This is a genomic window from Massilibacillus massiliensis (assembly GCF_900086705.1).
GTDB classification, from domain to species: domain Bacteria; phylum Bacillota; class Negativicutes; order FLKF01; family FLKF01; genus Massilibacillus; species Massilibacillus massiliensis.
The window spans coordinates 1,774,476-1,787,585 of the sequence record NZ_LT575483.1; the positions used below are offsets into that span (position 1 = coordinate 1,774,476).

Below are 13,110 nucleotides of genomic sequence, written 5' to 3' on the forward strand. Positions count from 1 at the left end.
TTACGTTCCTCCTTTGATGATCAACTTTTGTTTATTGGCAATTTTCTGATTGTTTGTACTGCTTGTACAAAACTCTGTTTGGTTCCAAACGCACCAGCTTTCGTCACAACCTGAAGCCCGTCGCAGAATCCGCCTACCAGTTTTCCCAGCGGTATACCCAGTTCCACTTCTGCGACCACTTCGATCGCTTCTGCTTTCAGTGCTCTGCAAACATGTACTGCTGTATCTCCGCCCGTTAAGACCATACCTGCCAATTCTTGATCTGCCAGTGCGGCAACAATTTCACCTAACGCGACAGCAATCTGTTCACTTACGCTCTCGCCGCTCATGCCTTTTTGTTTGCCTGCTTCGATTGCAAGTCTTACATCCTTATCATCAAGTGCACTGGCAATCAATACATCCTTCTTTTCCTGCAGCAATTGTTTTGCTTCTTGGATACATCGATTGATTTCAATCTTTTTTTGCATGACCAGACGCTGTACATTCATTTTTACCAAATCCATGTGCTCTAACTTTAGCGCCTGATCAATCTGCCCTTGTGTCGTTTTACTTACACTGCCGGCAATGATCAGAATGGAGCCCTCTGCAGCATATGATGTTTGCTGCATTTTCTTTTCCCATTGATAAAAATCGGGCAAACACTCTGCTAAAGCTGCCGATCCTACGAGCAAAACTTCTTTGGAAAAACTCGTTGCTGCAACAATATCCGCTAAATGGCTGTCTTTGGTACTATCAAATACAATCCAGCTCTGGCCTTTGTCAATACACTGCTTAACGGCCTTTTCAATTTCCTCTGCACCTTTTTCAATGATCGGCAGAGTTACCAGCCCAATATTTTTATTCGGTGTCTGCTTTTTCAGCAAATCAATGATACGTGATTCCTTGACCGGACTTTTCGGGGCATAGGCAAATTCAGTCCGTTCTATCGGTATGCCATCAACTAGATGAACTCCAGCAACTGTTATTCTCTTATTGCGGGGAAACGCTGGCGCAATTACTGTAATTTCCGGTTGAAATACATCTGTAATCGCCTCAATCTCAGCACCCAGATTTCCTCTTAATGTAGAGTCTACTTTTTTATAGATATGCGTAACGCCACTCTTTTGCAGAGCTCTACATAAAGTCTGCACTTTATCATAAGCATCCGATGATGCAACATCTCTGCTATCTGTATCAAAAACAATGACTTCCGCAGTTTCTTTGCTTACATTTGTTTGATCGAAATTAATTCTTACACATGCGCTAATATGATGTTTTGCAAACTGCACCGCTGTATCATTAGCACCTGTAATATCATCTGCTATCACCGCTAGCTTTATCATTTATCTCACCTTCTTTTCCAACCGCTTGCCCAATTAATAATGCAAGCAGCGTGCCAACCTCTTTTTTGCACGAATATACTAAATTTTTTATCTTTTCAAACAAAAAAGTGTTGCAATTTACAATATTTTTAATGTAAATTGCAACACTTTATCTTATTTATTATTTTGCATTTAATTTCCGCCACAACGTTGTTCGATGTATCCCCAATCTCGCAGCCGCACGGCTATAATTGAAGTTTTCCTCTGCCAGAACACGCATTAAAGTATGTTTTTCTAAATTTGCTAAATTATCCTTCTGTTCATCAATTTGCTTAACTTCAACCAGCTGCCCCTCTTCATCCCGCGCTTCCATAATATCTTGTTTCGTAATAGCCGGACCATCGCTGAGCAGCATGACACGCTCTATCGTATTGGCAAGCTGTCTGATATTGCCCGGCCAAGCACAGGTTTTCAGATATTCCCTTGCTTCCAAATCAATCCCTGTAATCTTCTCATTCATGCTTTGCATCTGATACACCATTCTTTTTGCAAGTAACGGAATATCCTCTACGCGTTCTTCTAAGGTCGGCATATGAATTCTCAAAATATTTAAGCGATAATAAAGATCCTGACGAAATTGTTTATCTTCCACCATCTTGGCTAAATTTTGATTCGTTGCCGCTACAATACGAACGTCGACAGGAATTACACTATCGCCGCCTAGATGCATCACCGCCTTTTCCTGCAAAACTCTGAGCAGCCTTGATTGCAGTGACATTGGCATTTCACCGATTTCATCCAGAAAAAGTGTTCCGCCATGTGCAAGCTCAAACAATCCCTGTCTGCCGCCTCGTTTCGCACCAGTAAATGCACCTTCTGCATAGCCAAACAATTCGCTCTCCAGTAAATTCTCCGGTAATGCTGCACAGTTAACCGCTACAAACGGTCCACCAGAACGCGTGCTGATATTATGAATGCTTTGTACCAACATTTCCTTACCTGTTCCGGATTCACCCGTAATTAAAATCGTCGATTGCGTTAGGGCATATTTCGTCGCTTTACGTTTCATCGTCATACACGCCGTTGAAGCCCCAATGATATCTTCCATCTTAATACGTGCAATCAACCCTTTTGCATGCAATTTTTTCCGCACATTTTGTTCTAATTGCTGTAACTGCGATACATTTTGAAAGGTATAAATATTTCCGATTGTTTCATCTCTCACTTTAATATGACGCTCTTTTACAGTCACTGTCTTATCCCCAATTTTTTGCACATCGTTATCGACGCGCTTTTTCGAAAGCTCCAAATCAGGAATTACGTGTTTGAGTGACTTTCCCATGACTTCCAAATGCGATACTTTAAACATTTTTTCTGCCATTGGATTAAAAATCGTAATCTGTGCTGCAGTATCCGTTGCAATAATGCCCTCTGCCGATTGGTCAATTACAGTTCTAAGCAGTTCTGCTTTTTCTTGTTCCTCCCGGCGAATCTTCGCGATCAACTCAGCTTCTTTCATCGCCTTATAAATCGCCTCGCGTCCGGAGTGAATCAATACACAGGATACCCCCAAATTTCTTGCAATTTTAATCGAAATTGCATCTCCGACAATCAATTCTACACCATTTTCAATTGCAGCCGTAATTCTTTCCTTTGCCTCTGATTCATCCTGCAATGTAATTTCACAAAAGGTAATTCCTAATAACTTAGCTAAATCCTCATAACCATAAATTACATTTTTAAAACCAGCAACGCCAACCTTTTCCGGATATTTTCCGTTTTGCATCATTGCTCGTAAAATATCAATGACCGTAACTTGAATCGGTACAATGGGTATATTAACATTCTGTTCAATCAAGGTAGCCGTCCCACCGCGGCTGACAATCACTTCTACCCCGTCTTCCACTTCCTGCTTTACCATCGCAATACATTCGTGCAAATCACCCTTCACGATTTTTATTTGATTTGCAGCATCAGCAAATTGTTCTTTTACTACATCTTCTGCAACCTCTACCAAATCTGTAAACGGTGCCACAAACAAAATTCGTGCATCCATACGCTCACCCCAATTTTATAAAAAGATATCTGATTCTTATTAAAAATTATTGTACCATAAATACAATGCATTTTATAATCCTGGTAAATTTTTTATTTTAAAATAGAATGAGCCGACAACCTCTCAAACCAAGATTGCCGGCTCTATTCACAACTTATACTGCAAGCCCAAAACGGTCTATTTTCTTCTACAGCACTGTTGTTTTTCTGCTTTTAAAATGCAACTTTCTTCCCATTTCATATTGCTTTGATTCTTTCAAACCGAATGCCAACGGGATTTGTTCGCAATATTTTTTCCGCTATTTCCAGGTTTACAATTAAAAATGGTTCAAAAACACTCATTATTATAAAAAAATCATAGCCATGCTTTTTTACTTTTTGATGGTCGATCATGATATTTTTAAAATCAAGCTTTTCACATTTGCATGTGTCAGCAATAAAGTCAATCTCTTTGAGCGCAAATAACCAATATATCATTTGCTGCGTCTTTGAAGGATCAATGATTGCTACCCGTTTGAAAATCGTGTTGGGATTGGACTCCTCTAAGATTTTTTTTATTTTATCGGACACCATTCGCCTTGGAAATTCAAAGAAATCTAGGTAATACTGGTTCGGCTCGTTCACACGAGCAATGTTTACCTCACCTAAATCGCATACCTTTTTGTATCGCTCCAGACCATAAGGGCGGGCTGTATTTAAGATATTAGTTTCTGCGCATAACAAGAAATATTCTGTATCCATATTTTCACTCTTCGACCCAATCAATTTCAGCTATTTGTTCTGGCGTAAGCTGTAAGCTGGTACGATCCTTTTCTAAAAAAATTGCTCCATCGAGCAAGCATCCGGTAAAAATAGTATTATGAAAAATCGCTTTGCGAAAATCGCCAAAACGCAAATCCGCCTCGGTAAAGTTTGTTTGTGTAAGATCGCTTCTATAAAAAGATACTCCAAGAAACGAAGGAATACCGTCACTTTCTATTTCAGCATCTTCTTGTGTACAGCCCTTTAGCATTTGCGGTATGTTTAGTATATCAAGCCCTAACCTTCTACCACCTTTTACACCGGAAAAATTTGCTTGTGCCAAGCTGCTATCTCTAAAGTCCGCATCAAAAATATTGCTGTTGCTAAAGTCACTGCCAACACAGTTACTCTCTTTCATTCGTGTATTAACATACATGCCGCCGCTCATTTTGCTGCCCTTAAAATTGCCGCCACTCACATCACTGCAGCTAAAGTTAATATTCGCATATTCACGATCCGTTACATTTATATTTTTCAATGTTTGGAAACATTGACACGGCTTTCTTTTAAGCCGATTTTTCATGTTAGGAATGACCTGTGATGGACCACTGTCCATGTATATCGGTTTATATGTATCTAAAAATTCACCCACATGGATGCTAAAGGGGAAACATTTTTCAATAGCCTGAAATTCTGGGATATTCGTCAAGTCATACCATCGCAAAACATTATACATAAGTTGTCTAATATAAACGAAAAAGTTCTCTATGTACGTTTGTTTGATACCTGCTAGATCGTGTCCGATTAAATTGAATAAATATTTTTTCCGCTCCGGCTCCAAGGTTTCAATTATTTCACTAAGGTAATGTGCGGCCCAGGTAATATCATAAGTTTGATACTCTGTTTCCCATTCCCAACGGCCTGCATCGTCAAACACATCCCAGCGGCAAAAGGCATTGCCTTCATTCAGCGAGGTACGTAATAAGGAAAGGTTAATCGAGTGTATAGGTCTACCTTTTTCCTGCTCTTGTTGACTTACGATGTATTTACAAATCTGCTTAAAATTCTCAAGAAATGTTTCGCTTAATCGGGTTTTATTTTCTATAAAATAATGATTTGCTTCTTCGATTTTCTCTATCAACATCGGGTTTAAATACCGTTCGTGAAAATGGGTAAGTGCTTCTGCCCGGTTCATTGCAATTTCCTCCTTTAGTTAATTTTTACTCGGGTTCGCGCAGAGTAACTGAATAGTCATAATATATACCATGATTCGTCATACTTATATACCTCTCATTACTTTTTCTTCCTTCTTAGGCGTCAAATACTATAAAAATACTATAGGAATTGCTGGAAAGCCCAAAAGCGTAAACTTATTTCAGAAAATCAATAAAACCCTTCTGCGCCTATTGCCCATCAGCAACGACTTTGATCACCCCGCCATGCGAACAAACGATAATAGCGGTACTCAACAATGCCGGAGTACTGCCAAGGCACACGGTCGCTTTCCCTTGCTGCCATTGCATATTTGTACTAGGCACACACGGCGGAAGCTGGTCCCTATTCTTGCACTGCCCCATACAGCCGATACAAGCTAATGATTGATTATCTTGTATCGTCAATACCTTTTTACCGTTAATCGTCGCTTTATGGCTATAAGGCAGGTGCAGTTTTCCTACCGAAGTTCCGGCACTGCATTGGATCGTCGCTCCATCTACTACATATTTCTCCCCTTGCCCATTTGCTACACTGCTCATATGGTTCCTCCTTGCCATCTTACATATTTGATTCTTTTAAGCCTGCTACCGACGGGGTTTATACGCAATATTTTTCCATTATCTCCAGATTTAAAACTAAACACGATTCATAAAGTGCAGCACAACCAAATAGCTCAGCCGTGTGTTTCACTTTTTAATGCCTGGATTTTTTCTATCAACATCTGGTTTCTGGTGCAATCCTTTTCAAACTCGTATTCTCCATCCCAATTCCTTAACGCATAGTTTACCGCTAAGTTCCAGTTAAATATCATTTTTTTCCCTACTTGCTTTAGTTTTATATTTGGCTAGCTAGACGACCAATTCCATAAAAATTGCTTCTGTCTTTAGCTAAGATTAAAGAGCAACTTTTTGTTAGGCCTGTACCATCTTTACTGACGCCAGCACTTGCTGTTGTCCACTCAGTATTAAACTCAGAATTTATAATAGGCACCCGCTCATCATGTGGGGGGCTGCCAGACATCTTGCTATTAAATTCTTTATAGGGTATCACTGTATAGTGAACGCTAAATACTTGTTTGTGGCTGGCTGTATGTGGAATAGCGCCAACTATATTAAAGTAAGCTCTAAATATTTCTTCATGGTTGTTGGCTGTCTCGGGCAATATAACTGCAAATGCTATAGGGATAATCATCGTAGCTAGATTTTCCCTATATACCCAGTCAATTGTATAACCTTTTATATACAATGAATGTTCGGGGGGAAGCGCTCGAAAGTAATCTAAATACCTACTAAATAATTGTCTTACGATTTCTGTATCATTTAACCCTTCAACTTCCGCCACAGGAATTTTGGTATTTACCCGGAAAACAGCAAAGATTTTACCAGAATCTTCGGCATCGGGATTATTACCTAGAAGAGTTTTAATTTCGCTTGTCGTATATCTTGGTGTATGTATCGCATCACCAGACCGATTCTCAGCCGCCTTATCAAGCACGTTAACCGCCCAAACCGCTGATAATGCAAACAAGCCGAGGAAAAACACGAGCATTAATTTTTTAAAACGCATTGCATAACCACCTCCCCACATTGATTAGCCTATATTCGTAATCGCTATCTGCATCTTAAGAAACTCCGCGGTCACAAAGATGTCTTTTCAACCTTAAACCTCCATTCTAACGCCTCGTAATCCCTAGAGCGTTGAGAGTTTGAGGACCAACAACACCGTCTGGATACAGGCCGTTCTCTCTCTGAAAATCTTTAACCGTCTCTGTCGTAGCCGGTCCCTGTATACCATCTGGATCGCAATCAAGCGCTTTCTGAACCTGTTTGATAATATTATCTATGTTGCCAAAGTCATCTGTCGGCGGGTTAGTGTCGTCAAGTTCACCGTCGTCAGACCGATACTCGTCTTTTATATGTAGTAATCTCACGGGGCCTGCCATCAAGGCCCAGGCAAGGTCTTTACATCTGTGGGGATATGAATGGCAGGCATAGTATAAATAATTATTGCTCAACCATCCCTCTTCAATTTTAGTTATAATCGCTGAATGGTACCAACCATCAATAGGCCCCCAAAATTGGACAACATCGCCTAATTCGGCTTTTTCATGGGATGAAACCCAACCATCCTCATACACGTCACAGTATTCTTTGATATTAACCATAAAGTTATGAAAAGTGTCTACATTTTTCCAAGCGGACGCGTGATGGCCATTAAATCTATTATCAAAATACCATCCGTCTGTCGGGTCATACGTTACCCTTCCCTCCGGAATGCCCGCTTCACGCCAGCAATAAGATACGAAGCTGGTGCAATCGTCTTTAAACTCGTATCCTCCATCCCAATTTCTTAGCGCATAATTTACCGCTAGTTTCCATTTAAATATCATTTTTTCCCCTTCTTTTCATTAGTTTTATAATCCGTTACCTTCACTATCAATTGCATAAAAATTGCTGTCTTTAGATAAGTATAAATAGTAACCTTTTGTTAGGCCTGTCCCATCCTTACTGACGCCAGCACTTGCTGTTGTCCACTCAGTATTAAACTCGACATTTGTAACAGGCACCCGCGAATCACGTGGAGGGTTACCAACTATCATAGTATTAAATGCTTTGTAGGGTATCACTGTATAGTGAACGCTAAATACTTGTTTGTGGCTGGCTGTATGTGGAATAGCACCAACTATATTAAAGTAAGCTCTATATACTTCTTCATGGTCGTTGGCTGTCTCGGGCAATATAACTGCAAAAGCTATAGGGATAATCATAGTCGCTAGATTTTCCCTATATACCCAGTCAATTGTGTAACCTTTTATATACAATGAATGTTCGGGGGGAAGCGCTCGAAAGTGATCTAAATACCGAATCAATAGCTGTCTTACGATTTCTGTATCATTTAATCCTTCAACTTCCGCCACGGGAATTTTACTGTTTCTCTGGAATATACCAAAGATTTCATTAGGCTCTTTGGCATTGGGGTCATTATCCAGAAGAGCTTTAATTTCGTCTGGTGTATATCTTGGTGTATGTATCGCATCACCGGACCGATTCTCAGCCGCCTTATGAAGCACGTTAACCGCCCAAACCGCTGATAATGCAAACAAGCCGAGGAAAAACACGAGCATTAACTTTTTAAAACGCATTGCATAACCATCTCCTCACCTTGATTGTCCATATTCGTAATCGCTATCTGCGTCTTAAGAACCGCCGCGGTCACAAAGATGTTATTTTTAGTCTTGAATCCCCAGAGCGTTAAGCGTTTGAGGACCAATAATACCATCCGGATACAGGCCGTTCTCTCTCTGAAATGCTTTAAGCGCCTCTGTTGTAGCCGGTCCCTGTACGCCATCTGGATCGCCACAGTCATAGCCCGCACTGTTAAGCGCTTTTTGAACTTTAATAATAATATTATCTCCTACATCGTCAAAAAATCCCTCTGACTCCGGGTTAGGGTCGTCAAGGGTACCGTCGTCAGATCGATACTCATCTTTTATATGCAGGATTCTCACTTCGCCCCAGAAACGAGCAAGGCTTTTGCATCTGTGAGAGTCTGTATGCGCGGCATAATATAAAGATTTACCCAAAACTCCCTCATCAATTCTAGTTATAATTGCTGAATGATACCACCCCTTACCAGGCACCAAAAATTGGATAACATCACCTAACTTAGCGTTTTCATGGAATGAAACCCAACCATCCTCATACACGTCACAGTATTCTTTGATATTAACCATAAAGTTGTGAAAAATTTCTACATTTTTCCATGCAGCTGCGTGGTGGTTAGCACGTCTATCTTCAAAATACCAACCGTCGGTCGGGTCATACGCCACCGTTTCTTCAGGAATGCCCGCTGCTCGCCAGCAATACGATACGAAGCTGGTGCAATCGTTTTCAAACTCGTATTCTCCATCCCAATTGCTTAGTGCATAATTCACCGCTAGTTTCCATTTAAATTCCATTCATGTCCCTACCTTCTTCAGTTTTATAACCCGCTAACTTCACGATCAATTGCATAAAAATTGCGGTCTTTAGATAAGTATAAATAGTAACCTTTTGTTAGGCCTGTCCCATCCTTACTGACGTAAGCACTTGCTGTTGTCCACTCAGTATTAAACTCGACATTTGTAACAGGCACCCGCGAATCACGTGGAGGGTTACCAACTATCATAGTATTAAATTCTTTGTAGGGTATCACTGTATAGTGAACGCTAAACACTTCTTTGTGACTGGCTGTATGTGGAATAGCTCCAACTATATTAAAGTAAGCTCTATATACTTCTTCATGGTTGTTGGCTGTCTCGGGCAATATAACTGAAAAAGCCATAGGGAAAATCATAGTAGCTAGATTTTCCCTATATACCCAGTCAATTGTATAACCTTTGATGTACAATGAATGTTCGGGGGGAAGCGCTCGAAAGTGATCTAAATATCGAATCAATAGCTGCCTTACGATTTCTGTATCATTTAATCCTTCAACTTCCGCCACGGGAATTTTACTGTTTCTCTGGAATATACCAAAGATTTCATTAGGCTCTTTGGCATCGGGGTCATTATCCAGAAGAACTTTAATTTCGTCTGGTGTATATCTTGGTGTATGTATCGCATCACCAGACCGATTCTCAGCAGCCTTATGAAGCACGTTAACCGCCCAAACCGCTGCTAATACAAACAAGCCGAGGAAAAACACGAGCATTAATTTTTTAAAACGCATTGCATAACCACCTCCTCACATTGATTAGCCCATCTTAATGTCAGAACCATCGATTCTCACTCCACCAGGCGTCATATTGATATTGCTGCCACCGCAAGTGATCTGGACTTTTTCTTCACCATCTACCCTAATTTCCGCAGCCGATATATTGATCAGTTCATCGGCACGAATTTTAATATTATTTTTCGTCGTTATAGTCACCCCATCTTCATCATGCCAGGTAATTGACACATCTGTTGCTTGCATAATAATCCGATCAGGCGCCAGGATGATTTCTTTTCCATGCGCTTTGATGCTTTTAACTGCCGGGTCTTTCCAGCGGTCACGTTCCAGCCCAAATTGCGACTCATCACGTTCTTTATAATAAGGCCATAGCCGGTTAACCGAGTTTATTACAAAACATCCGGCTTCGTGTACGTCAGCAAAATACAATCGTACACGATCCCCGATTTCAGGCATCATGTATATTCCCGAAATAATGCCGGAGCTATACATACTGGCATACTCAAACCAACGCGCTTTTTCTTTATCTTGATATTCATCAATGGATAAATGCAATTTTACCCTTGTGCCTTGAACAGCAAGTACCATTGCTTCCATTGCTGTTCCGACAATTTTTTCATTATAAATACGTTTTTGCTGCAATCCCTCGGCATCAGTCAGACTGTATCCGTGCACTAATTCCCCCTTTTCGATATGTGTATCAATACTTTCTACATAGAGGGTTTGCCCTTGGAAAAGTACTGGCTGCCCCATGGTTAGCAGCATGTTGCTTTGTACACGATAAGCCATAGAGTATCCACCATCATAGGCACTGGGACCTGCATCTGCCGGTAATATTCTTTTTTCAGTTGTATAGTTTGTTTCTGTTAATGTCACGGCAGGCATATTTTTCATGATGCCAAAATATAGTTTAGGAGTAGACGATTCACAACTAGCAATTATGCCTGTATGAAATTCTGACGCCAGCATCACTAAAAAATCCCAGTCGTTTTGAACGAACTGCAGAAAAAAATTATATAATGTCAGCGTATCATTTTTGTAAAAAATCACACCGGCACCTTCATATGGAGCGAGAACCTGTTTCACTATTTCACTTATAGGCATTTTGGCGTCCTGAAAAGAACGTGACCGATTCATAAGTGACAGCTTGTAAGTCATAGAAGCTGCTTCAATACACAGATGATATACGTCTCGTACTACTTTTACTTTAATATGCGTAACCATGCCCTGGAACAAAACTAGCGCTTCCTCGCCGATTCCTTCCGATTGTACTGTTATCATGGTTTCTATCGAGGTCATTGCTACATAAAGGTCTTTTATTTCCTCTGTGACAATCGCATCAAGCGTCAGCATAGCATGGTTAGAAATTGTCTGGACAAGCTTGATGTCATGGATTCCTACAATCTGGTCATATGGGTATACCTTTAAAAATCTAAATAGTATAATTGGTAGTTTCATACATGTTCCTCCTTCTATAATATAGTTTTAACCCTAGGCTAATTCTCCAATCCAGTGGTACTCAGGGTAGCGATACTGGAGTTCTGAAACTAGAAAACTCATTTGTTCTACGGTAATAAATGTGGGATTTTCTGCTTCGAAAATAACTTTCATCATCTCTTTAGTGTGCTCGTCGCGAATCTCATCTGCGACAAAGTAGTTTACATCGCGAGTTTCCCCTACAGTGTCTTGGGTTACCTGGCTGTCGAGCTTATAAAATTTGATTTTCTCTGCCGCGTAAAAATTGTTGACTATACGAATGAACTCTCCTTTCGTTCGTATCGACTGCTTGTTTTTCGCTGCCGCAAAGCGCTCAATAAAGCTGTCTTTACGACGGTTGTTAATAATTGGGTAATTGAGCCAAGGTATATCCGTAGCTGAAGGTATATGAAATTTGACTACTCTCCATTTTGGCATTTTTGGTATATTCGTGATAATCACGAGTTTATCAGCATCATATCTTACGGAAACAATATTCGAATTGGACGGATGGACCAGGTAGCCGTGGTCAGCTCCTAATTCCGACAGAAAAAATCGATGTTCAAAAAGACCTTGCTTAGGTAGCGGGATAGGAAAAGCGTTCTTGGAAATCATCAGTTGTTGGACATTCCAGAGCAATATCATATCGTCTTTTTTATACTGCTCATAAGCACCTAAATGTACTGTAAGTGCATTGATTTTTTCATTAGGTTGAAAGGGAGGCAATTCTTTAATCGCTACGCTGACAAATTTATACGCATAAGGGTTGTTAACAGTTTTCCATTCAATATTATTAAACTGAAAAAGCTTATAGACTTTTTCAATTGGTTTCAAATATTTACTACTTGGAGATAGTTCGATATTTGTTATGTATGTATGATTTCTGTCCGTCACTATTTCAACGTGATAGTTACATTCCGTTTGTTCGTCGAGCATCTGCTGAATGATTTTTCCTTCACATTCCATGAAAATATTGCACAGGACTGCTTTTCCATCTTGTTTAATTTTTTCTTTCATCCAATCAACATCATCAATACCTCTTCTAAGCTCTCCCGGAATCATAGGAAACAAGCCTGCATTATCTTGCAGATAGTCACTTCTATTACACACTGTTGTATAAATTGCACATTTTGTATGATCTAAAGGTAACTCTTTCATTACTCTTTCTTCTAATGCTCTATCCGCGTTCAATTGGTACTGTACAATATCCATAAAAAGACCTTGTAAGACTTCTTTTACGATACTCCGCACCTCGAGATTGTTTATACTCATAATTCTGTCTCGAACTAATTTTCTCCATTTCGTTTCATTCAAATTGCATAACCTCCATACAACAAAACAATATCCCTTAGCCACGACCACCACTTCAAATGGTGGTTTCACCCTTCCACTGACTCTGTTCTCCCCAGCTTAGCCGAGAAATTGAGAAATTCATTCAATTTGTTCTTTCTTGACATAGTGCCGTTCGTCACCACCATTGTTTTGCATGTTTTTAAAATTTATACTTCATTATAAATTTAAACTAAATTTGTATAATATATAAAATTCGCCAAATATATTCCTAAATACTCTTTTTTTACATGGGTAATTTTTACTATTTTACACTTAA

General features: G+C 39.9%; 12 protein-coding genes. All 12 read right to left on the reverse strand.

The genetic code is table 11. The features are described 5' to 3' along the window. Positions 1-20: 20 nt before the first annotated feature. The 12 genes from BN6559_RS08585 to BN6559_RS08640 all read right to left on the reverse strand — a co-directional run bounded on the left by BN6559_RS08585 (position 21) and on the right by BN6559_RS08640 (position 12,815). Positions 21-1,322 (reverse strand): four-carbon acid sugar kinase family protein, encoded by a 1,302-nt coding sequence (locus BN6559_RS08585; RefSeq protein ID WP_110954333.1) that lies wholly within the window; start codon positions 1,320-1,322, stop codon positions 21-23. 160 nt (positions 1,323-1,482) lie between these two features. Further along, positions 1,483-3,357 (reverse strand): sigma 54-interacting transcriptional regulator, encoded by a 1,875-nt coding sequence (locus BN6559_RS08590; protein WP_110954334.1) that lies wholly within the window; start codon positions 3,355-3,357, stop codon positions 1,483-1,485. 236 nt (positions 3,358-3,593) lie between these two features. After that, complete coding sequence (locus BN6559_RS08595; protein ID WP_110954335.1) at positions 3,594-4,097, reverse strand: hypothetical protein; 504 nt, start codon at positions 4,095-4,097, stop codon at positions 3,594-3,596. Between the two features lie 4 nt (positions 4,098-4,101). Beyond that, positions 4,102-5,292, reverse strand: a complete 1,191-nt coding sequence (locus tag BN6559_RS08600; RefSeq protein WP_110954336.1) for a pentapeptide repeat-containing protein — start codon at positions 5,290-5,292, stop codon at positions 4,102-4,104. 208 nt (positions 5,293-5,500) lie between these two features. Further along, on the reverse strand, positions 5,501-5,851 hold the full coding sequence (locus BN6559_RS08605) for a DUF4280 domain-containing protein (RefSeq protein ID WP_199883864.1): 351 nt from the start codon (positions 5,849-5,851) through the stop codon (positions 5,501-5,503). 295 nt (positions 5,852-6,146) lie between these two features. Beyond that, positions 6,147-6,878 (reverse strand): hypothetical protein, encoded by a 732-nt coding sequence (locus BN6559_RS08610; RefSeq protein ID WP_110954338.1) that lies wholly within the window; start codon positions 6,876-6,878, stop codon positions 6,147-6,149. A gap of 106 nt (positions 6,879-6,984) precedes the next feature. After that, entirely contained in the window at positions 6,985-7,701 is a 717-nt protein-coding gene (locus BN6559_RS08615) for a peptidoglycan-binding protein (RefSeq protein ID WP_110954339.1), read from the reverse strand. Positions 7,702-7,725: 24 nt separating this feature from the next. Further along, a complete protein-coding gene (locus BN6559_RS08620) occupies positions 7,726-8,454 on the reverse strand; it encodes a hypothetical protein (RefSeq protein WP_110954340.1) in 729 nt (242 codons plus the stop codon). An 87-nt stretch (positions 8,455-8,541) separates the two neighbouring features. Then, a complete protein-coding gene (locus tag BN6559_RS19665) occupies positions 8,542-9,270 on the reverse strand; it encodes a peptidoglycan-binding protein (protein WP_199883865.1) in 729 nt (242 codons plus the stop codon). Positions 9,271-9,293: 23 nt separating this feature from the next. Beyond that, positions 9,294-10,022, reverse strand: coding sequence for a hypothetical protein (locus BN6559_RS08630; protein ID WP_110954341.1), 729 nt, complete (start codon positions 10,020-10,022; stop codon positions 9,294-9,296). Between the two features lie 24 nt (positions 10,023-10,046). Next, a complete protein-coding gene (locus tag BN6559_RS08635) occupies positions 10,047-11,483 on the reverse strand; it encodes a hypothetical protein (protein ID WP_110954342.1) in 1,437 nt (478 codons plus the stop codon). Positions 11,484-11,516: 33 nt separating this feature from the next. Continuing rightward, positions 11,517-12,815 (reverse strand): hypothetical protein, encoded by a 1,299-nt coding sequence (locus BN6559_RS08640; RefSeq protein WP_110954343.1) that lies wholly within the window; start codon positions 12,813-12,815, stop codon positions 11,517-11,519. Positions 12,816-13,110 lie beyond the last annotated feature (295 nt).

Coding starts and splice junctions, on each gene's coding strand:
- BN6559_RS08585 (WP_110954333.1), bottom strand. CDS start 1,322: ATGATAAAGCTAGCGGTGATAGCAGATGATATTACAGGTGCTAATGAT.
- BN6559_RS08590 (WP_110954334.1), bottom strand. CDS start 3,357: ATGGATGCACGAATTTTGTTTGTGGCACCGTTTACAGATTTGGTAGAG.
- BN6559_RS08595 (WP_110954335.1), bottom strand. CDS start 4,097: ATGGATACAGAATATTTCTTGTTATGCGCAGAAACTAATATCTTAAAT.
- BN6559_RS08600 (WP_110954336.1), bottom strand. CDS start 5,292: ATGAACCGGGCAGAAGCACTTACCCATTTTCACGAACGGTATTTAAAC.
- BN6559_RS08605 (WP_199883864.1), bottom strand. CDS start 5,851: ATGAGCAGTGTAGCAAATGGGCAAGGGGAGAAATATGTAGTAGATGGA.
- BN6559_RS08610 (WP_110954338.1), bottom strand. CDS start 6,878: ATGCGTTTTAAAAAATTAATGCTCGTGTTTTTCCTCGGCTTGTTTGCA.
- BN6559_RS08615 (WP_110954339.1), bottom strand. CDS start 7,701: ATGATATTTAAATGGAAACTAGCGGTAAATTATGCGCTAAGAAATTGG.
- BN6559_RS08620 (WP_110954340.1), bottom strand. CDS start 8,454: ATGCGTTTTAAAAAGTTAATGCTCGTGTTTTTCCTCGGCTTGTTTGCA.
- BN6559_RS19665 (WP_199883865.1), bottom strand. CDS start 9,270: ATGGAATTTAAATGGAAACTAGCGGTGAATTATGCACTAAGCAATTGG.
- BN6559_RS08630 (WP_110954341.1), bottom strand. CDS start 10,022: ATGCGTTTTAAAAAATTAATGCTCGTGTTTTTCCTCGGCTTGTTTGTA.
- BN6559_RS08635 (WP_110954342.1), bottom strand. CDS start 11,483: ATGAAACTACCAATTATACTATTTAGATTTTTAAAGGTATACCCATAT.